Origin of the sequence: Pseudomonas germanica (assembly GCF_019614655.1) — a bacterium.
Classification (GTDB): Bacteria; Pseudomonadota; Gammaproteobacteria; order Pseudomonadales; family Pseudomonadaceae; genus Aquipseudomonas; species Aquipseudomonas neuropathica.
Genome location: NZ_CP071586.1, coordinates 6,530,309 through 6,550,401, shown reverse-complemented (window position 1 = coordinate 6,550,401; position 20,093 = coordinate 6,530,309). Strand labels below are relative to the sequence as shown.

Annotated in this window: 20 protein-coding genes; 5 read left to right on the top strand and 15 right to left on the bottom strand. The window is 60.4% G+C overall.

What is annotated here, in order from left to right; genetic code table 11:
• Window positions 1-105 precede the first annotated feature (105 nt).
• The 5 genes from J0G10_RS29140 to J0G10_RS29120 all read right to left on the bottom strand — a co-directional run bounded on the left by J0G10_RS29140 (window position 106) and on the right by J0G10_RS29120 (window position 5,735).
• Complete coding sequence (locus tag J0G10_RS29140; protein ID WP_093429810.1) at window positions 106-1,338, bottom strand: multidrug effflux MFS transporter; 1,233 nt, start codon at window positions 1,336-1,338, stop codon at window positions 106-108.
• A complete protein-coding gene (locus J0G10_RS29135; RefSeq protein WP_095049440.1) occupies window positions 1,331-2,308 on the bottom strand; it encodes a diiron oxygenase in 978 nt (325 codons plus the stop codon). Before J0G10_RS29135 ends, J0G10_RS29140 begins: the two co-directional genes overlap by 8 nt.
• Complete coding sequence (locus J0G10_RS29130) at window positions 2,305-3,378, bottom strand: SagB family peptide dehydrogenase (RefSeq protein WP_095125835.1); 1,074 nt, start codon at window positions 3,376-3,378, stop codon at window positions 2,305-2,307. Before J0G10_RS29130 ends, J0G10_RS29135 begins: the two co-directional genes overlap by 4 nt.
• A 440-nt stretch (window positions 3,379-3,818) precedes the next feature.
• Window positions 3,819-5,015, bottom strand: a complete 1,197-nt coding sequence (locus tag J0G10_RS29125) for a class I SAM-dependent rRNA methyltransferase (protein ID WP_093429813.1) — start codon at window positions 5,013-5,015, stop codon at window positions 3,819-3,821.
• A 180-nt stretch (window positions 5,016-5,195) separates the two neighbouring features.
• A complete protein-coding gene (locus tag J0G10_RS29120; protein ID WP_095049442.1) occupies window positions 5,196-5,735 on the bottom strand; it encodes a type 1 glutamine amidotransferase domain-containing protein in 540 nt (179 codons plus the stop codon).
• A gap of 228 nt (window positions 5,736-5,963) precedes the next feature.
• Between J0G10_RS29120 and J0G10_RS29115 the strand changes: the two genes are divergently transcribed.
• From J0G10_RS29115 to J0G10_RS29105, 3 genes are all read left to right on the top strand, one after another.
• A complete protein-coding gene (locus J0G10_RS29115) occupies window positions 5,964-6,776 on the top strand; it encodes an HDOD domain-containing protein (protein WP_220558898.1) in 813 nt (270 codons plus the stop codon).
• Window positions 6,777-6,788: 12 nt separating this feature from the next.
• Window positions 6,789-7,601: a bifunctional DNA-formamidopyrimidine glycosylase/DNA-(apurinic or apyrimidinic site) lyase gene (mutM, locus tag J0G10_RS29110; protein ID WP_095125836.1), complete on the top strand. Its 813-nt coding sequence runs from the start codon at window positions 6,789-6,791 to the stop codon at window positions 7,599-7,601.
• A 69-nt stretch (window positions 7,602-7,670) separates the two neighbouring features.
• Window positions 7,671-7,994, top strand: coding sequence for a multidrug transporter (locus J0G10_RS29105; protein ID WP_220557129.1), 324 nt, complete (start codon window positions 7,671-7,673; stop codon window positions 7,992-7,994).
• A gap of 142 nt (window positions 7,995-8,136) precedes the next feature.
• On the opposite strand, the gene J0G10_RS29100 is transcribed toward J0G10_RS29105, so the two are convergent.
• The 5 genes from J0G10_RS29100 to J0G10_RS29080 all read right to left on the bottom strand — a co-directional run bounded on the left by J0G10_RS29100 (window position 8,137) and on the right by J0G10_RS29080 (window position 12,822).
• Complete coding sequence (locus tag J0G10_RS29100) at window positions 8,137-8,388, bottom strand: YfhL family 4Fe-4S dicluster ferredoxin (RefSeq protein ID WP_003195146.1); 252 nt, start codon at window positions 8,386-8,388, stop codon at window positions 8,137-8,139.
• Window positions 8,389-8,535: 147 nt separating this feature from the next.
• The gene (gene coaD, locus J0G10_RS29095; RefSeq protein WP_003229157.1) at window positions 8,536-9,015 is read right to left on the bottom strand and encodes a pantetheine-phosphate adenylyltransferase; all 480 of its coding nucleotides are present in this window, start codon (window positions 9,013-9,015) and stop codon (window positions 8,536-8,538) included.
• Window positions 9,016-9,130: 115 nt separating this feature from the next.
• Window positions 9,131-10,726, bottom strand: coding sequence for a GMC family oxidoreductase (locus J0G10_RS29090; RefSeq protein WP_095049444.1), 1,596 nt, complete (start codon window positions 10,724-10,726; stop codon window positions 9,131-9,133).
• A gap of 90 nt (window positions 10,727-10,816) precedes the next feature.
• A complete protein-coding gene (locus tag J0G10_RS29085) occupies window positions 10,817-11,362 on the bottom strand; it encodes a twin-arginine translocation pathway signal protein (protein WP_220557128.1) in 546 nt (181 codons plus the stop codon).
• Between the two features lie 29 nt (window positions 11,363-11,391).
• Complete coding sequence (locus J0G10_RS29080; RefSeq protein ID WP_095125837.1) at window positions 11,392-12,822, bottom strand: coniferyl aldehyde dehydrogenase; 1,431 nt, start codon at window positions 12,820-12,822, stop codon at window positions 11,392-11,394.
• 146 nt (window positions 12,823-12,968) lie between these two features.
• Here J0G10_RS29080 and J0G10_RS29075 point away from each other — a divergent pair, with 146 nt between their 5' ends.
• Window positions 12,969-13,640 carry a TetR/AcrR family transcriptional regulator gene (locus J0G10_RS29075; RefSeq protein WP_007913599.1) on the top strand — a complete coding sequence of 224 codons (672 nt, stop codon included), beginning with the start codon at window positions 12,969-12,971 and terminating at the stop codon, window positions 13,638-13,640.
• 32 nt (window positions 13,641-13,672) lie between these two features.
• The gene (locus J0G10_RS29070; protein WP_220557127.1) at window positions 13,673-14,527 is read left to right on the top strand and encodes a sulfurtransferase; all 855 of its coding nucleotides are present in this window, start codon (window positions 13,673-13,675) and stop codon (window positions 14,525-14,527) included.
• Between the two features lie 102 nt (window positions 14,528-14,629).
• On the opposite strand, the gene J0G10_RS29065 is transcribed toward J0G10_RS29070, so the two are convergent.
• The 5 genes from J0G10_RS29065 to J0G10_RS29045 all read right to left on the bottom strand — a co-directional run bounded on the left by J0G10_RS29065 (window position 14,630) and on the right by J0G10_RS29045 (window position 19,977).
• Window positions 14,630-15,472, bottom strand: coding sequence for an AraC family transcriptional regulator (locus J0G10_RS29065; protein ID WP_220557126.1), 843 nt, complete (start codon window positions 15,470-15,472; stop codon window positions 14,630-14,632).
• Complete coding sequence (locus J0G10_RS29060; RefSeq protein ID WP_220557125.1) at window positions 15,469-16,464, bottom strand: hydrolase; 996 nt, start codon at window positions 16,462-16,464, stop codon at window positions 15,469-15,471. The genes J0G10_RS29065 and J0G10_RS29060 overlap by 4 nt, the downstream gene beginning before the upstream one ends.
• A 63-nt stretch (window positions 16,465-16,527) precedes the next feature.
• Window positions 16,528-17,142 (bottom strand): 16S rRNA (guanine(966)-N(2))-methyltransferase RsmD, encoded by a 615-nt coding sequence (rsmD, locus tag J0G10_RS29055; RefSeq protein ID WP_038358861.1) that lies wholly within the window; start codon window positions 17,140-17,142, stop codon window positions 16,528-16,530.
• On the bottom strand, window positions 17,142-18,629 hold the full coding sequence (locus J0G10_RS29050; RefSeq protein ID WP_220557124.1) for a M16 family metallopeptidase: 1,488 nt from the start codon (window positions 18,627-18,629) through the stop codon (window positions 17,142-17,144). Before J0G10_RS29050 ends, rsmD begins: the two co-directional genes overlap by 1 nt.
• Window positions 18,622-19,977 (bottom strand): M16 family metallopeptidase, encoded by a 1,356-nt coding sequence (locus tag J0G10_RS29045; RefSeq protein ID WP_007913612.1) that lies wholly within the window; start codon window positions 19,975-19,977, stop codon window positions 18,622-18,624. Before J0G10_RS29045 ends, J0G10_RS29050 begins: the two co-directional genes overlap by 8 nt.
• Between the last annotated feature and the right edge of the window lie 116 nt (window positions 19,978-20,093).

Genomic DNA, 20,093 nt, shown 5'->3' with positions numbered 1-20,093 from the left:
TGAATGGCGATGAATCAGCCGATTCTACACCGCTGGCGTCTGGAGGGAATGGCGCAAAGCGTTGTTCCAGTGCAGACGGCGTGTATGGGATGACGACTGGCGGGTTTAATCACCGCCGGTCTGCGCCATGACGTTGCCTTCAAGGTTTTTCGCGCGACGGCTGAGCCGGTTGTTGAGCACCAGCGCGATCGCGCTCAGCAGGACAAAGCTGTAGCCCAGCGTCAATTGCAGATTGGCCGGACTGAGGCTGATCAATGCGCTGATCAGGCCGCCACAAATAAAGATGATCGTACTGCCCGCCGAGGCCGATGTGCCGGCGTTTTCAGGAAACAGGCCCATGGCCCGAGAGGTAGCGGCGGGGCGGGCAATGGTGGTGCCAGCGGTGCAGATCAGCATCGGGATCAACACCGTGGCCGGCGCCAACACATGATTGGCTGCCAGGTACAGCATTGCCAGTCCCGACAGCAGTATCAGGCTCAGCCCGGTGAAGATTTGCTGAACCGGCGTGATGCGTCGATTGAGTACCGCGGCGATGATCCCGCCGACAACATACGCCGCACCGTAAACCAGCAGGATCAGCGAAAAGTCGTAAGGCGCGAGTTGCAGTTGGTCCATGAAAATCAGCGGCGAAATCACGATGAACGAGAAGTGGCAGGCGAAGGCAAACGCCGAAATCAGCCAGTAGCCGACAAACTCGAAGTCGCCCAACACGCGTCGGTATGATTGAAAGAAGCCGGTCGGCGAACCACCTGAGGCCGGACGGCTGCTCGGTAAAAACAGCCAGGCCTTGATCAGCACCATGGCGGACAGTGCGCAAAAGACCCAGAAGCTGCCGCGCCAACCAAGTGTCGCCTGGAGAAAAGTCCCGGCCAGCGGCGATACCGAAATGAATATCCCGGTCGCCGTGACCATCAGGATCCGTAACCGGTCGCGCTCTTCACCTTCGAACAGATCCTGCACCAGTGCCTGCGACAGCACGAAACATCCACAGCCCAAGGCCTGCATCACCCGAAATACCAGGAATAGCGTGTAATCGGAGGTCATCACGCAACCGAACGCACCCAGCATCGATACGCTCATGCCGGCGAGTAACAGGCCCTTGCGCCCGATCACGTCCGAGAGGGGGCCGATCAAGAGCTGGGCAAACGCGATCCCCACGGCGAACAGGCTGATGGACAGTGCGATGTCTGCCGGTGAACGGAGAAAGTGCGTCGCCATTGCCGGGAAAGAGGGCAGCAGCACGTCCAGTGGAAACACACCCAGCAGCACCATGGCCAGCAACAGGCTGACAGCGGCGCGGCGCTGCCTTGTGGTTGCCACGGATTGTCCTTTATCCATCGATCAGTCCTGCCTTGGCGAAAAGTTTCTGGTTATGGGGAAGTGCGAAAAAACCGGCCTTGCGTAGTGCGTCCAGCGTTGCGATGGCGCCTGATCGTGCACGGGCCCGGTTGGCTTGCACCGTTGCCATGCCGCCGACGATTTGTTTCACGTCACTGTCGGCGATGCCTGCCCCTCGCAGGCTCTGTTGCAGCCAACGTTCGTCGGCCTCGAAAAAAATCCCGATGATCTCCAGCAGTGTCCGGCTCACAAACGCACGCTGGCGGCTGTTCATCGACAGCCAGAAATAATGGAACACCTCGCTGAAGTAGCGGCTGTGGCGGGCTTCGTCAGTCAGGTGGTCGCGCAGCATGTCGTTGACGCTGGACACCAGGCTGTCGCGGCAGACGTCCAGCAGCTCGCGGGCAATGATGGTTTCCGAGACGAAGCCGAGCAGAAACCATGCCAGTGGCCGATTGTTTTCCGGGGTGCGGGCGATCAGTGCGTTGAGGCGGCTGATACGCTTCGGAATCGTCGGACGTCCGGTGAACCCGTAGAACGCGGCGATCTGTTCGGCGAGACGATTGGAGAACAGCGCGTGATAACCCTCGTCGGTGTAGAGCTGCAGCGCGGCGTGCTTCATCGGCAGAGGCACGTAAAGGGGCAGTTCCCGGTGCACGATGACTTCCACTGCACGATTGACGATGCGGTGTTCAAGCAAGGTGGTGTAATCGAGAAAATGCACCAGATGGTTGGCTGCCAGTCGATGCTGTACGTCGCACCCCGCCGCTTGGATGGCCGGATGTGCCAGATAAGGCAGAAATGCCGGCGGGAACCAGTGGCGGGTTTGCAGTTGCAGCGGCACATCGTCGGGCAATTGATAGTCATGGGTACTGCTGCGCACCGAGGCCCGGCTTTCCCAGTCTCCCAAGGTGAATTTGAGCGCCCAGGACACCGGCGCTTGATCAGGGTCGGCCATCGACAGGGTCATGCCTGTCCCTCGCGCAACAGCTCGCGCATTTCGTGGCACATCACTTGCCCGTCGCTTTGTCCACAGCCAACAAAGAACAGCGGTTGTTCAGCGCTGCCCTCGAGATTGAGCAGTGCTTCGACCTGCTGGTCGGCAAATGCGCCGGTCAGCCAGGTGTTGAGACCCAGTGCCGTGGCGACCAGTTGAAAGGTTTGCGACAAGTGGCCCGCTTCAACGAAGGCCATGCGATAGGCCCGCGAGTGTTCGTACTTCCACCAGAGCCGGTCAAAACGGGCGGTGATGAACAATCCCAGCGGCAGGTTGTTGATGAAGTGCTGACCGCCGAGCAATTGGCCCAGCGCTGGTTGAGGCAGCGGATTGATCCGGCTCAGGGTGTGGTCGGCCGGATGATAGGCATAGATGCCCGGTTCCAGGCCATCGACGTTCTGCACCAGGAGGAAGCCTTCGCAAGCGTTCAGGCCCCCCGCGGAAGGACTGCTTCGCCGTGCGCTTAGTCCTTGGGCGATGCTGTCGTCGCGATCATTGTCTCGTTCATGGAGATAACCGAGGGAAAGGTAAAGCAGGGTGCCGACGTCCTTCAGCGTTATCGCTGCACCTGTATAGGAACGGCAGGTTTTGCGCTGGAGCAGAACATTTCCCAAACTGTCGTTGTTCAAAGCGCACGGCGCAGGCAGGGCGATACGCTGTTCGGGTGCTGGCGTCGGGCGGTCTGTAGCAGGCTGTGGGGTGGCCAGTACTTCGTTGCAGTGCGCCAGATATTGCCTGGACCACTCGTGAATATTCTGTGGGGTATGTTCGCAGGGAATATTTTGTGTGCCGATGTGATAAATCTTCGACAGCTCATCCCAGCCCCATGGCGGATTGTCTATTTTTGAAACGGTAAGAATGTCTGCGCTCAATAGTTGTGTGTCTATTATGTTGTGCGCGTCGAACAGTTGAGGGTTGTTGATTAGTTGCGCAAGGCGAGTTGCATAGTTCAGGTCAAGCTCGTGTTGTGTATGGTTTTTGTAATTCCATACAACTTGTCCGGTCGGGCGCGGCAATATAAACAAGTAAGGATTGATGTGCATATTAATCGTTTCACTCTGGAAGAAGTCAAAAGGACGCTGGGTTGCCGGCACTCCCCAGCGTCCTGACTTACTTAGCGGGCTTTAGGGGCAACCAGAAAAGCCAGGTTTGCGATTTTTTTACTTTCCAGAGAAATACTTTTCATGATGTGAACTCCTTGTTCATTGATAGTTGAAGTCACCTCGTGGTGACAACTTCATAATAGTTTGTAATGGATGATTGGCAAGGGGATATTAGGTAGGAAATTTCCAGTAATTTTGTCGGAGCAATCTTTAGCTGGAAATAAACTTGTAGGGTAAGTTTCAGTAATTAAAAGGCGTAAGGAAATGTCCTGCATGTCTGCGGGAATATAATTGTAGGAAGTCCAGGGAGATAGCGAAGGGAAGGGCGATGCCAGAAACCAAAACGGGGAGCCTGCTGGCTCCCCGTTATCCGCAAAAAATCAGCTGTTGGGCAGCAGGCGGCAGGTGATGCTCTTGATGTAGCGCGTTTCGGCGATGGCAGGGTGCACCGGGTGATCCGGACCCTGGCCGCCCCGCTCGAGCAACTGGATGTTGCGATCCAGGTGACGGGCGCTGGTCAGCAGGATGTTCTGCAGGTCATCTTCCGGCAGGTGCATCGAGCACGACGCGCTGACCAGGATGCCGTCCTTGTTGAGCAGGCGCATGGCTTGCTCGTTCAGGCGACGGTAGGCGCCTTCGCCGTTTTTCATGTCTTTCTTGCGTTTGATGAACGCTGGCGGGTCGGCCACGATCACGTCGAAGCGCTCTTCGCTGGCTTTCAGCTCTTTCAAGGCTTCGAAGACGTCGCCTTCGATGCAGGTCATCTTGTCGGCGAAACCGTTCAGCGCGGCATTGCGCTCAACGCCGTCGAGGGCGAAAGCCGAGGCGTCGACGCAGAACACTTCGCTGGCGCCGAACGCAGCAGCCTGCACGCCCCAGCCACCGATGTAGCTATAGAGGTCGAGGACGCGTTTGCCTTTGGCGTAAGGGGCCAGGCGTGCACGGTTCATGCGGTGGTCGTAGAACCAGCCGGTTTTCTGACCCTGAATGACCGGGGCTTCGAACTTCACGCCGTTCTCTTCCAGCGCCACCCACTCCGGCACCAGGCCGAACACGGTTTCGACGTAGCGGTTGAGGCCTTCGGCATCACGGGCTGCGGAGTCGTTCTTGAACAGGATGCCGCTTGGCTTGAGCACTTGGGTCAGGGCCGCGATCACGTCATCTTTGTGCGCTTCCATGGTCGCCGAGGCGATCTGCACCACAAGAATGTCACCGAAACGGTCAACGACCAGGCCTGGCAACAGGTCGGAGTCGCCGTAGACCAGACGGTAGAACGGTTTGTCGAACAGGCGCTCGCGCAGTGACAGGGCCACGTTCAGACGGTGCACCAGCAGCGATTTGTCCAGCGCAACTTTAATATCGCGCGACAGCAGGCGGGCGCAGATCAGGTTGTTCGGGCTCATCGCCACGATGCCCAACGGCTTGCCGCCAGCGGCTTCGAGGATGGCCTGGTCGCCGGCATTGAAGCCGTGCAGCGGGGTGGCGGCTACATCGATTTCGTTGCTGTAGACCCACAGGTGACCGGCGCGCAGGCGACGGTCGGCGTTGGCTTTGAGGCGCAAGCTAGGCAGGGACATGACGTCGCTCCGGAAAAAAGAGCGGGAGTATAGCGTGTTGCGACTTGTGCCGGGTTTGATGAGCGATGAAACGCTGATGGCCTCTTCGCGAGCAGGCCCGCTCCCACAGGGGATTTGTGACTGACACAAGATCAATGTGGGAGCGACGATTCGACTTGCTTGCGAAGGCAGTTGTGAATGCTACGCAGACAGTGCGTTGATCAACTCCTTGCTGAACGCCGGAATATCATCCGGCTGACGGCTGCTGATCAGGTGACCATCCTTGACCACTTCTTTATCGACCCAGTTGGCCCCGGCATTCACCAGGTCATCCTTGAGTGTCTTGTAGCTGGTCATGGTCTTGCCGTTGACCAGCCCGGCGGAAATCAGCAGCCATCCGCCATGGCAGATCACCGCAATCGGTTTGCCGGCAGAGGCGCCGGTCTTGACCAGATGCTGGGCATCCTGATCGATGCGGATGGTATCGGAGTTCTGTACGCCGCCCGGCAGGACGATCGCGTCGTACTGCTCGCTGCTGGCACCCTGGAAGGTCTGGTCGACCTTGAAGTCATCCGCCGGTTTATCGTGGTTCCAGCCTCTGACCTTGCCGGCCTCGGCGGAAAGGATGTCGACTTGCGCGCCGGCTTGCTCCAGTGCCTGCTTGGGACCGGTCAGTTCGACCTGTTCGAAACCGTCTGTTACCAAAATGGCGACGCGTTTGCCGTTGAGGGAAGTGGCCATCGATAAGCTCCTGAGTCTGTGGGAGTTTGCCGCCGCAATGGGCCGGTGTGACCCGTTGGGCATTACAGATTCCGAAGCCTGGGCGTTAATGAAAGTTCCTGACAATTGCCCACTGGTGTGTCGTCTCGCGGTTTTTAGAGGTTAGAATCGCCGCCTGTCCCAGAGTGTGTACTTATGTCCCAAGAGCTGACCACCGAACAGATTCAACAATCGCTGCAAGGCATCAGCGTGCCGGCGCAACCGCAGATCATGGTGGATCTGCAAATGGAGCAGTACATGCCCGACCCGGACCTGGAGGTGATCGCCAAGCTGATCGCCCAGGATCCTGGCCTGTCCGGCTCGTTGCTGAAGATCGTCAACTCGCCGTATTACGGCCTGAGCAACAAGATCACCTCGATCCAGCGCGCGGTGAACTTGCTGGGTAGCCGCTCGATCATCAACCTGATCAACGCGCAGTCGATCAAGGGCGAGATGAACGACGACACCATCGTCACCCTCAACCGTTTCTGGGACACTGCCCAGGATGTGGCCATGACCTGCCTGACGCTGGCCAAGCGTATCGGCACTCAGGCCGGCGATGAGGCGTATGCCTTGGGTCTGTTCCACGACTGTGGCGTGCCGCTGATGCTGCAGCGCTTTCCTAACTACATGTCGGTGCTGGAAACGGCCTACGCCAATGCCAGCGCCGAATGTCGTGTCGTCGACACCGAGAACAGCGAGTTCAACACCAACCACGCCGTGGTCGGTTACTACACCGCCAAGTCGTGGCGCCTGCCGGAACACGTCAGTGCGGCCATCGCCAATCACCACAACGCCCTGGCGATCTTCAGCGATGAATCGTCGCGCAACAGTCAGCTGAAAAACCTCCTGGCGATCCTGAAGATGGCCGAGCATATTTGTGCGTCATACCGCGTGCTGGGCAACCAGACCGAAGATTCCGAATGGAACGCCGTCGGCCCGCTGGTACTCGATTATGTAGGACTGTCGGATTACGACTTCGAAACTCTCAAACAAACAATCCGCGACCTCGGCGCGCATTGATCCGAGAACGCCATGCCTGAACTGCCAGAAGTCGAAACCACCCGTCGCGGGATTGCCCCGCACCTGGAAGGCCAGCGCGTCAGCCGGGTGATCGTGCGTGACCGGCGGTTGCGCTGGCCGATCCCCGAAGACCTCGATGTGCGCCTGTCGGGGCAGCGCATTGTGCTGGTCGAGCGTCGCGCCAAGTATCTGCTGATCAACGCCGAAGTCGGCACGCTGATCAGCCACTTGGGCATGTCGGGTAATTTGCGTCTGGTTGAAGCCGGATTGCCGGCGCTTAAGCACGAACACGTCGATATCGAGCTGGAGTCGGGGCTGGCGCTGCGCTACACCGATCCGCGCCGGTTCGGCGCGATGTTGTGGAGCAACGACCCGCTCAATCATGAACTGCTGATTCGCTTGGGGCCTGAGCCACTGACCGATCTGTTCGATGGCGAGCGCTTGTTTCAGCTATCACGCGGGCGGTCGATGGCGGTCAAGCCGTTCATCATGGACAACGCAGTGGTGGTCGGGGTCGGCAATATCTACGCGACCGAAGCGCTGTTCGCCGCCGGGATCGATCCGCGCCGCGAGGCCGGAGGCATTTCCCGGGGGCGCTATCTGAAGCTGGCGATCGAGATCAAACGCATTCTGGCCGCTGCCATCGAGCGCGGAGGTACGACGCTGCGCGATTTCATTGGCGGCGACGGCCAACCGGGGTATTTCCAGCAGGAACTGTTTGTCTACGGCCGTGGCGGTGAACACTGCAAGGTCTGCGGTACCGGTTTGCGTGAGGTGAAGCTCGGCCAGCGTGCCAGTGTGTTCTGCCCGCGCTGCCAGACCTGAGGCAACAGGCTGAAAAAGTCCTACGGTCTATAGTGAGTGGTCTCACTGTTTAGCCCGAAGGATCGTGCCATGAAATCCTTGCAAACCCTCGTTATTACGCTGCTGCTGTGTTCCAGTCTGGCGGTTCAGGCCACGGAAAGCGGCAGCGGCGATCCGCGTTACACCATCCAGAATCCACCGGCCTACGCGATGATCGGCGACTTGCTGATTGCCCGACCTTTATTGGTGGTGGCGACGGTGATCGGTGCGGGGGCGTTCGTCGTGTCGTTGCCGTTTACCGCACTGGGCGGCGGGGTGGGCGATGCCGGGCAGGCGCTGGTAGTTGATCCGGCTAAAGCCGCTTTTGTGCGGTGCCTGGGGTGTATCGGGGAGGGTTTTGAGCAGCGCGAGTAAGCTGATCAGGGATTTGCGGAGCAGCTAATGGCCCTTTCGCGAGCAGGCTCGCTCCCACAGGGGATTTGTGAGCGACGCAAATCCAATGTGGGAGCGAGCCTGCTCGCGAAGAGGCCCGAAAGATCGCTATAAAACTATCGAATCAGGCCTTGCCGGTAATCTTGCGGTATTTCTCCATCAACTGTTCTTCAGTCTCCGGATGCGCCTCGTCCAGCGGAATGCAATCCACCGGACAGACCTGCTGGCATTGTGGTTCGTCGTAGTGGCCGACGCACTGGGTGCACAGGTTCGGGTCGATCACGTAGATCTCTTCGCCTTGGGAGATGGCGGCGTTCGGGCACTCGGGTTCGCAGACGTCGCAGTTGATGCAATCGTCGGTGATGATCAGGGACATGCTAACTCCAGCCGGGGCGGCAGGCCCGGGCGCTATAAATCAATGCGCGCAATTGTGCCGCATTGGCGAGCGCAGTGCACGCGGCTGCGATCAAGGGCACGAGACTGCAATCTTTTAAAAGCAAAAGATCACAGCCTTCGGCAGCTCCTACTTCTTGAAGCGTAGGGTCAACGCATCAGCCACGGCCGGGTGGACGAACTTGCTGATATCGCCGCCCAGCGCGGCAATTTCCCGCACGAGCGTCGAGGAAATGAACGAATAACGCTCGGACGGCGTGAGAAACAGGCTCTCCACATCCGGGGCCAACTGACGGTTCATGTTGGCCAGCTGGAATTCGTATTCGAAGTCCGACACCGCACGCAGACCGCGCAGGAACACGTTGGCGTTCTGCTCTTTGGCGAAATGCGCCAGCAGTGTCGAGAAACCGACCACTTCCACGTTCGGCAGGTGTTTGGTGACTTCGCGAGCCAGTTCTACCCGTTGTTCCAGCGGGAACAGCGGGTTTTTCTTCGGGCTGGCAGCGACTGCAATAATCACGTGGTCGAACAGGCGCGAGGCGCGTTCGACCAGATCGCCATGGCCCTTGGTAATAGGGTCGAAGGTACCTGGGTACAACACTCGGTTCATCGCGTCGTCCTGGCGGGAGTCCGTTGGGGAGTCGGATGGTATCGCAGCCGTCCCGGTCGGCCAAGTCGCCTGTTGGGTAAGAAAGCACTATAGACGAGGCAATTAATTGGTTTTTTCACGGATTTCTCAGCCGATCGGCGAGGGAAGTCGCCAGTTGCGCGGTCAGGCCATACACCGATAGCTGCGGGTTGGCGCCGATGCTGGTAGGGAACAGCGAGCCGTCGTGAATCGACAGATTAGCCAGTTGATGATGCCGGCCGAGACTGTCGGTGACTGCGCTTTTCGGCTCTTCGCCCATCGCGCAACCGCCCATGACATGCGCGCTGCCCAGACGCGTGCGGTACAGCTCAAGGCTCAAACCATCGATCAGCGTGCGGGCCTCGGCCAGGGTTTTCACGTAACGGGCGTCGGCGTGCATCGGCATCACCGCATTTGCACCGCCGGCAAACTGGATTTCGGCCATGACGTGAAAGGCCCGGCGCAGGCCTTCCCAGGCGTAAGGTGAAACCTGATAGTCGAGCACCGGCGAACCATCGCCACGCAACTCGACGGTGCCGCCCGTGCTGTCCGGGTGAAAACCGTCACGCAGCAAGGCCAGCATGGCGTGGGTGTGCGGCAGGTCTGCCATATGTTGCGCGCTCTCTGCGCCAAAACCTCCGAGCAAGGTGGCAGCCAAGGCCGGGTGCAACGGCGGCACTTCGAGTTTGAAGGCCATCGGCCCGCTGGTGCCGTCCTTCCACTGGAAATGGTCGGAGTAGATCGACTGCGGTGCCCCGTAAAACGGGTTGATGACTTCGTCGAAGCGCGCTGCGGACATGTTCACCGGGTGCAGGAAGGTACGTTTTCCCAGGGTTTTATGTGGGTCCGCAGCATCCGAACGCAGCAGCAGCGCCGGGCTGTTGATGCCGCCGCCGGCCAGCACGTAATGCCGCGCCTTGACCGTGATTTTGCGTCCGGTCGGCGCGACGCAACGTTCGTCCATCGCCACGCATTGCAGGCCAGTGACCTTGTCGCCGTTGATCAGCAGCTTCTCCGCGCGGGCCAGATAAAGCAGTTCGCCGCCCATTTCCAATGTCGCCGGAATGGTCGTGACCATCATCGATTGTTTGGCATTGGTCGGACAGCCCATGCCGCAATAGCCGAGGTTCCAGCAGCCGCGCACGTTACGTGGGATCACGTGCCAGCTATAGCCCAGTTGCTCGCAGCCTTTACGGATCACGTCGTTGTTGGCGTTGGGTGGCACCATCCACGGGGCGACGCCGAGGCGCTGCTCCATTTTCTCGAACCACGGCGCCATCTCGGCAGGGCTGTGACCTTTGACGTTGTGTTCCTTGGCCCAGTGCTCGAGGGTCGGCTCCGGGGTGCGAAAGCTCGAGGTCCAGTTGATCAGCGTTGTGCCGCCGACAGCGCGGCCCTGAAGAATGGTGATCGCGCCGTCCTTGCTCATGCGCCCGATGCCTTCCTGATAAAGGCTGCTGTAGGCCTTGTCTTCGAGCATTTTGAAGTCGGAGCTGGTTTTCAGCGGGCCTTCTTCGATCAGCAGCACTTTGTAGCCGGCGGCGCTGAGGATTTCTGCCGTGGTGCCGCCACCGGCGCCGCTGCCGATGATAGCGACGTCGGCTTCAAGGGTGAGGTCGTCGGTCAGTTGTGCGCCGTTGTAGGTTTTCCAGCCTCGGGCGAGGCCTTCGCGGAACGGGTCGGGTACGGGCATCGATCAGGTTCTCTTTATTATTTTTGGATGCGGCGGTGTGGCGGCCGCCCCCTGTGGGAGCGAGCCTGCTCGCGAAGGGAGGACACGGTTTCAGACGCTAGGCGGCCCTGGATAACCGCAATGCGCCCACGACTCCGCGCGGGTATACCAGGCCATCATCACCATCTGCTGCAACGAGCTATGCCCCATGCGCAGTAGGTTCAGCGAACTGTTTTCCCAGCGATCAAGGAAATGCCGCATGGCCTCGGCACTGGCGTTCTCCCAACTGCCCCAGATCCCGGTGAGTGGTCCGCGCGTCACGGCCATGCCGAGTACATCGAACAGTTGTCGTGTGAGCTTGAGCATTTCCGGCGACAGGTGGTCGAGGCTGTAGTCCAGCGACTTGAGCGTGCCATCAACCGCGCTCGGCATCTTCTCGGCTGCCACGGCGCCGTCGAGCATCACCGGAATCAGCGCGCGCAGAAAAAGCAGGTCGCCGTCACGCAACGAGACAAAACCGTTGGCCGCGACGCTCGACGAACAGCCGCTGAGGCTGGCGCCGAGTCCGGCGGTGGCGAGAAACACCGTGGCGCCGAGGCTGAATTTCAGCAGGCCACGGCGCGACAGTGCAGGTGTTTCGGTCAGGCTTGGGTGCATTATTTTTATTACCCGGCGGTGACGAAGGTTTAGCGAATGAACAGCTTCTGGATCAGTTTCTGAATCGATTTGCCGTAGGGCGGATAAATTAGCCTGGCCGCGTTGAAGCGCTGTTTAATCAACACGCCTTTGGCTTTGCTGAAGGTCAGGAAGCCTTCGTGACCGTGGTAGTGGCCCATGCCGGAAGCGCCGATGCCGCCGAACGGCATATCGTCCTGAGCCACATGCAGCAGCGTGTCGTTCAGGCACACGCCGCCGGAATGGGTTTCGTGCAGCACCCGGTTCTGTTCGCGTTTGTCGTAGCCAAAGTAGTAAAGAGCCAGAGGACGTGGCCGCTGATTGATGTAAGCAAATGCCTGCTCCAGGTCCTGATACGGCACGATCGGCAGCAGCGGGCCGAAGATTTCGTCCTGCATCACCGTCATCTCATCGCTGACATTCAGCAGCACACTGTGCGGCATGCGTCGGCCCTGGCCCTGCTCGAACAGCGGAATCAACAGCGCGCCCTTGCTGGTGGCGTCGCTTACATAGCCGTTGAGCCGCGCCAGTTGGCGTTCGTTGATGATCGCCGTGTAGTCCGGATTGTCGGTGAGTGTCGGGTAAAAACCCTGCACCGCCTGGCGATAGGCTTCGACAAAAGCACCGACCCGGTCTTCCGGCACCAGCACGTAATCCGGGGCAACGCAGGTCTGGCCGGCGTTGAGGGTTTTGCCGAAGGCGATGCGCTCGGCGGCATCCTTGAGCGGTACGTCGCGGGAGACGATGGCCGGCGATTTGCCGCCCAGTTCCAGTGTCACCGGGGTGAGGTTTTCGGCGGCGGCGCGCATCACGTGTTTGCCGATGCTGGTGGCGCCGGTGAACAGCAAGTGATCGAAGCGCAAACGGGAAAACGCCACGCCGATGTCGGCTTCACCGAGCACCACGCAGACCAGGTCTTCGGGGAAAATTCGCGCCAGCAACTCTTTCATCAGCAAGCCGGTGGCTGGGGTTGATTCACTGAGTTTGAGCATCACCCGGTTACCCGCCGCCAAGGCGCCGACCAGTGGGCCGACGGCCAGATACAACGGGTAGTTCCACGGCACGATGACGCCGACCACGCCCAATGGTTGATAGACCACTTTCGCCGAGGCCGGCTGGAACGCCACACCAACCTTGCGCCGCGAGGCTTTCATCCAGCCCTTGAGGTGGCGGCTGGCGTAATGAATGCCGTGCAGGCTCGGCATCAGTTCGGCGAGCAAGGTTTCGTCGGCACTGCGATGGCTGAAATCGGAGCTGATCGCCTCGATCAAGGCCTTACGCTCGTTGCTGAGCAAATCACTCAGGGCCTTGAGCCATTGCTGGCGCTGGGCGGCGGGCGGCATCGGAGTGGCGGCATACGCAGCCCGCTGCGCCTCGAACAACCGGTCCAGTTCGGCCAGCGGTTGTTGCAGCGTTTGCAGGTAAGCAACGTCGGCAGTCATGGTCTGCTCCGGATTTATTGTAGTAATGAACTTTTTAGAGTCTATGCTCTATAAAGTCAAATGACTTCCTTGCACGGCAGTGTTTTATCCATTTCCGGTTAGGTCGTAAGATGCTCCCCAACGCACTCTGAATTAAAGCTCAAGCCATGGCCCCACGAATAAAAACCAGCGAGCGTATCGTGCTGAACAGCCTTGAACTGTTCAATCAGCAGGGCGAGCGCAGCATCAGCACCAATCATATTGCCGCCCACATGGAGATTTCTCCGGGCAACCTGTACTACCACTTCCCCAACAAGCAGGCGATCATCGCCGTGTTGTTCAGTGAGTACGAAAGCCTCGTGGACAGCTTTCTGCGCCCGCCGCAGGGGCGCGCGGCGACGGTCGAGGACAAGCGTTTCTATCTCAAGGAATTGCTCTCGGCGATGTGGCGCTACCGCTTTCTGCACCGCGATCTGGAGCATCTGCTCGACAGCGATCCGGAACTGGCCGCCCGCTATCGGCGCTTTTCCCAGCGCTGCGTGATTCAAGGCGCGGCGATTTACGAAGGTTTTGTTGCCGCCGGGATCCTTGATATGGATCGCGTGCAGATCGAATCCCTGACCCTCAATGCCTGGATCATCCTGACGTCCTGGGTGCGCTTCCTGTGCACCACCCGCGAAAACTCCAACCACCTCAGTGAGCAAGCCATTAAACGTGGCGTGTATCAGGTGCTGGTGCTGGAAGCCGGGTTTGTCACCGAGCAGGCGCGTGACGAGGTCAATGCGTTGTTCGAGGAGTTCTACGTGCCGCTGGCCCAGGCCCTCGAAGACGTGAAATAAACCGTTCTGTTGAAATCCCCCAGGAGCCTGTTATGCCGATTGCGCAACTGATCAGCCCCGAAGCACTGGATGCCCGCAAGGGGCAGCCAGGGCTGGTGATTCTCGATTGTCGTTTTGCCCTCGAAGACTCGGTCTACGGTCAGCGCAGCTATGCCGAGGGGCACATTGCCGGGGCGAGCTTTGCCGATCTTGAGCGTGACCTCAGCGGTAAAGTGGTCAAAGGCGTGACTGGCCGTCACCCGTTGCCCGAGCCGCCGGCGTTTATCGAGCGGCTGCAGGCTTGGGGCATCAACAACGACAGCGACGTGGTTTTGTACGACGACGGTCCCGGTGCCTACGCGGCGCGGGCGTGGTGGTTGCTGGCGTGGCTGGGCAAGCGCGATGGCGTGTTCATTCTCGATGGTGGGCTCAAGGCGTGGCATGCGGCGGGGCTGCCGCTGAGCCTGGATGCGCCGACGGATACCCGTGGCAATTTCATTGGCCAGCCGGACACCCGCCTGCTGCTCAGCGCCGAGCAACTGCAACAGCGGCTTGGTCAACCGGCGCTGACGTTGATCGATGCCCGGGCTTTGCCGCGTTTCAAAGGTGAGGTCGAGCCGATTGATCCGGTTGCCGGGCATATTCCCGGTGCGCAATGCGCGGTGTTCACCGACAACCTCGGCAGCGATGGGCGATTCCTGCCGGCGGATCAACTCAAGCAGCGTTTTGCCGCGAAGCTGGGTGAGCGTTCGCCAGCGGATCTGGTTGCGTATTGCGGATCCGGCGTGACGGCGTGTCACAACCTGTTTGCGTTGTGTCTGGCGGGTTATCCGTTGGCGGCGTTGTACGCCGGGTCGTGGAGTGAGTGGATCAACGAGCCGGCTCGCGGCATCGCCACCGGAGAATAACCAACACCTGTGGGAGCGAGCTTGCTCGCGAAGGCGTCGGATCAGTCGACATTAATGTTGAATGAACAACCGCTTTCGCGAGCAGGCTCGCTCCCACATTGGTTATTCGTTGTCTGAAGGAAGCTGTCGGGCGCTACGGTAAGCGGCGGGCCCGACACCATAAGCCTGCTTGAACTGCCGGCTCAAATGGCTCTGATCGGCAAATCCCAGTTGCGTGGCGACTTCCACCGGCAAGCAGCCGTGTTGCAGAAGTGCGCGAGCCTGGGCGATGCGTTGCTGCATCAGCCATGTGTGCGGCGGCATGCCGGTGGCGCGACGGAATACTCGGGCGAAATGGAAGGGCGACAGATTCACCGCCGCTGCGAGCTCTTCCAGCGATGGCGGCGCCGCCAGTTGCGCGTGCAGCAGTTCTTTGCCCAACAGCACCGCGCGGTGTTCTTTACCCGCTCGACCGGGCACCGGCACTGCCGCATGGCGCTGCAACAGCCGCAACATCATCTCGCGCCACACCGTCTGCTGTTGCAACGCGGTGGTCGGGCTTTCGAGCAAGCGGTGCAACTGCGCAAAGCCGTTGACCAGATCCGCATCGCGATACAACGTGGCGCCGAACGCCGGCAGGTTGCTGGTGGACAGCTCCAGCTCATCCAGCAGCGAAACGATTTGCGCGGTATCGGGATAAAACGCCCGGTACAGCCAGCCGTCCTCGGTGCCCTTGTGCCCGGTGTGCAGCTCGTCCGGATTGATCAGTACCAGCGTGCCGCTGCCCGCCAGGTGCTCGGCGCCGCGATAGCGATAACGCTGGGCGCCGGCCATGATCATGCCGATCACATAGCCGTCATGCACATGCGGGGCGAAGCGATGCTCGATGTAGCGCGCCGACAGCAACTCGACCCCGGCCAGCGGCGCGGTTTGCCAGAAGCGGATCGACTCGCCCTGATCGCTCATGCGGGCACGCGCGCCAGCCACTGCGGGATGCGTCGTTCCAGGTAGTAACCGGGCTGACGCAGCGAGCCGTCGACAAAGCCGACATGCCCACCACGCGCCTGCAGTTCGAAAGCGGTCGACGGCGACAGCTCATTGACCTGCGGCAAACTGTGGGGGAACACGAACGGATCGTCCGCCGCCTGAATGATCAGGGTCGGCGTGCGAATCTCGCCGAGGAAATAGCGGCTTGAGGCGCGACGATAGTAATCCTCGGCATCCTCGAACCCGTGCAACGGCGCGGTTACCCGGCCATCGAAATCCCAAAAGGTGCGCATGTTTTCCAGCGAGCCGAGGGCGGCCAGCGCGGCGAGTCCTTCTTCACGCCCGTCGTGTTGAAACTGCCGCTGCTTGTTCTTGATGTAGGCGACCATCTCGCGCATGAAGTGCGCCTGATAGACCTTGGAAAATCCCTGGCCGATGCGGTCGGCGCATTGATCGAGGCGAAACGGCACTGATACCGCTACGGCGCCGAGCACGCCGCTGGCGCTGCCGGTTTCCCCGAGGTGTTTGAGCAGCACGTTGCCGCCCAGGGAGTAGCCGACGGCATACAGCGGTGCCAGCGGTCGTTTGGCGCGCAGATGTCTGATGGTTTCGGCGAGGTCTTCGCTGGCGCCGGAGTGATAGCTGCGCGGCAGCAAATTCGGTTCGCCAGAGCAGCCGCGCCAGTTCAACGCAACACTGGCCCAGCCTTGATCAGCCAGTGACTTCTGGATGCCCGCTACATAAGGCGAATTGGAGGACCCGGTCAGACCGTGCAATACCAGCACCAGTGGTGCATCGGCGGTGTGCGGGCCGTGCCAGTCGAGATCGAGAAAGTCGCCATCCTCAAGCCACAGGCGTTCGCGTTCACGCTCGATATGTACGGTTTTGCGCCACAGCGGCCCCCACAAGGTTTGCAGGTGCGGATTGCCGAGGCCGAAGGCGGGGTTGAAGCGTTCTGAAGAGGTGGACACGATGGTTCTCGATGCAGAGCGGCGACCCTGTTGGAAGGGGCGCCGCTTATTCAGACCGGTCGGTTAACCGGCGATCTCTGCCGTACGTTGCCACAGCGCGTAGTAAACCCGGCCGGATTTCTGCTCGCGATGCAGGCGCCAGTTGCCCGGCAGGCCCAGCGTCGATGGCGCCGTTTCGCTTTCAGTGTAGATCCACGAGTCCGGCGCCAGCCACTGGCGCTCTTCGAGCAAGGTGCAGACGGCAGGCAGCAGGTTCTGGTTGAACGGCGGGTCGAGGAATACCAGGTCGAACGGAGTTGCGGTCTGGGTTTCCAGATAACGCAGGGCGTCGGCGGTCTGCACCTGGCCGTTGGTGCAGCGCAGGGTGCCAAGGTGTTCTTTCAGGCTGGACACGGCAATGTTGCTGGCATCCAGCGCCTGACCCATGGCCGCGCCACGGGACAGCGCTTCGAGAAACAGCGCGCCACTGCCGGCGAACGGATCAAGCACCTTGGCCCCTTCAACGTACGGTGCGAGCCAGTTGAACAAGGTTTCACGCACGCGATCCGGCGTCGGGCGCAGGCCCGGTGCGTCGGGGAAGCTCAGCTTGCGGCTGCGCCATTGGCCGCCAATGATGCGCAACTGGTTCACACCGTTATGGACGTTTTGCGCAGGTTTTTTAGGCGATCGGGTAGCCATTAGTGCTCCGGAACCCCGAGCGGTTGCTCGGCAGGTTTATCAGATGGGGCCGGTAACGGCTTTTGCGGCACGGTCGGGCCAGCGGTGACGATGACCATTTTGTCCGTGCTCAGGTGTTTGTTCAGGGCGTCGCGGACTTGTTCCACGGTCAGGCTTTGCGACTGACGCATGAAGTCGTCCAGATAGCTCAGCGGCAGATTATAGAAGCCCATCGCGCCGAGTTGGCCGACGATATCGGCGTTGCTCGCGGTGGACAGCGGGAAACTGCCGGCCAGTTCGCGTTTGGCGTCGTCGAGTTCTTTCTGCGTCGGCCCGGTTTTCAGGTAGTCGGCGAGCACGTCCTGCACCAGTTTCAGGGTGCCTTCACTCATTTCCGCGCGGGTCTGCAGGTTGATCATGAACGGGCCGCGTGCCTGCATCGGGCTGAACGCCGAGTACACGCCGTAGGTTAGGCCGCGCTTCTCGCGCACTTCACTCATCAGGCGCGTGCCGAAACCGCCGCCACCGAGGATCTGGTTGCCCATCGACAGCGCCGCGTAATCGGGGTCGTCACGGTCGATGCCCAACTGCGCGAGCATCAGGTTGGTCTGCTTCGACGGGAACTCGATGTGGTTGATGCTGGCCTTCGGTTCCTGCGGCTGAGCGATTTTCGCCAGCGCTGGGCCTTTGGGCAGGGCAGAGGAGACCTGATTGGCAATCGCCTCGGCATCCGCCCGCGACAGGTCGCCGACCAGCGCGATCACCACGTTGCCAGCGGCGTAGGCCTTGGCGTGGAACTCACGCAACTGCGCGAGGGTGATCTTCGGCACGCTCTGCGGGTTACCGTCACTCGAATGCGCGTACGGGTGATCGCCGTACAAGCGCTTCATCAGCTCAAGGCTGGCGAGTTTGCCGGGGTTCTGTTTCTGGTATTCGAAACCGGCGAGCAGCTGGTTCTTGATGCGTGCGAACGAATCGGCCGGGAAGGTCGGTTTGCCGACCACCTCCGCGAACAGCTTCAGCGCCGGTTCACGCTTGTCGGTGGCACTCAAGCTGCGTAGAGAAGCCAACCCCATGTCCTTGAAAGCACCGTTGCCGAAATCCGCACCGAGGCCTTCGAAGCCTTGCGCGATGGCGCCGACGTCTTTGCCGGCGACACCTTCGTTGAGCATCGCGTTGGTCAGCACTGCCAAGCCCGAAGCGCTGCCGTCCTGGCTGCTGCCAGCGGCGAAGATCAGGCGCATGTCGAACATCGGCAGCTCATGGGCTTCGACGAACAATACTTTGGCGCCTTCGGCGGTGTTCCAGGTTTGCACGTCGAGTTTGCGGCTGGCCGGGGCCTTGCCGTCGAGTTCGGTCAGTGATTGCAGCTTCTGGCTGGTCTTGGCTTTGTCGAGGGCTTCGCTGGCATTGCTGTCAGCGCCAGGCGACAGGTAGAGCGCGGCAGAGCCGATCACCGCCACGGCAATCAGGCCGAGTAGCAGGCGTGGGGATTTGCGCTTACTCATGAGTCGTCTCCAGTGGCAGGACGTGGGCGACGCTGAGACGTTCGCGGGTGAAATACAGCTTGGCGGCGTTCTGAATGTCTTGCGGGGTCACGCTTTCCAGATCGGCCAGTTCGGTGTCCATCAGTTTCCACGACAGACCGACGGTCTCGAGTTGACCGATGGCGGTGGCCTGACTGGTGATCGAGTCACGTTCGAAGACCAGACCGGCAATCACTTGTGCTCGCACGCGCTCCAGTTCTTCAGCGGACGGCGCGGTGGTTTTCAGCTGTTCCAGCAGTTTCCACAGACCGGCCTCGGCTTGCGCGATAGTCTTTTTCTTCTGGGTGTTCGGGGTTGCCGACAGAGTGAACAGACTGTCGCCACGGGTATAGGCGTCGTAGCTCGACGAACCGCCGGAGACCAGCTCTTCGCCGCGCTCCAGTTGCGTCGGGATGCGCCCGCTGTAACCGCCGTCGAGCAACGCCGAGATCAGGCGCAAGGCGTTGACCGAGCGTTTGTCTTCAGCCGTGGCAATGCTTGGTACGTTGAAACCGAGCATCAGGCTAGGCAATTGCGTCTGCACGTGCAGGGTGATCTGGCGTTCGCCGGGTTCGGCCAGCTCCAGCGGTTTTTTCGCGGGCGGCACGTCGCGTTTGGCGATTGGGCCGAAGTAGCGTTGGGCGAGGGTTTTCACTTCGTCCGGGGTCACGTCGCCGACTACGACGAGTGTGGCGTTGTTCGGCACGTACCAGGATTGGTACCAGTGGCGCAGTTCTTCGACTTTCATGCGGTCGAGGTCGGCCATCCAGCCAATGGTTGGCGTGTGGTAGCCGCTGGCCGGGTAAGCCATGGCCTTGTAGCGCTCGTAGGCCTTGGACATCGGCTTGTCATCGGTGCGCAAGCGGCGCTCTTCCTTGATGACTTCGATCTCCTTGGCGAACTCGTCGGCCGGCAGGCGCAGATTGGCCATGCGGTCGGCTTCCAGTTCGAAGGCGACGCCCAGACGGTCGCGGGCCAGTACCTGGTAATAAGCGGTGAAATCGTCGCTGGTGAAGGCGTTCTCTTCGGCGCCGAGGTCACGCAGGATCAGCGACGCTTCGCCGGGACCGACTTTTTCACTGCCCTTGAACATCATGTGCTCAAGCGCGTGGGACAGACCGGTCTGGCCCGGGGTTTCGTAGCTGGAGCCGACCTTGTACCAGACCTGCGACACCACCACCGGTGCGCGATGGTCTTCGCGCACGACGACCTTGAGGCCGTTGTCGAGGGTGAATTCGTGGGTCGGTTGCGGGTCGGCCGCCAGGGCCGAAAGGGGCAGGCAGACTGTGCTGAGCAGCAGGCCTGCAGCGCGGCGGGCTAGAGCATTCATTCGTTTTTTAACCTGTTGGGCTGCCCGCTTGGTCTTAGCGTCGGCGGGCGAGAGGGTGCTAGGATACTGATCCGTTTTACCGGCGACCACGCCTATCAGGTTTTCAGACCTGATCT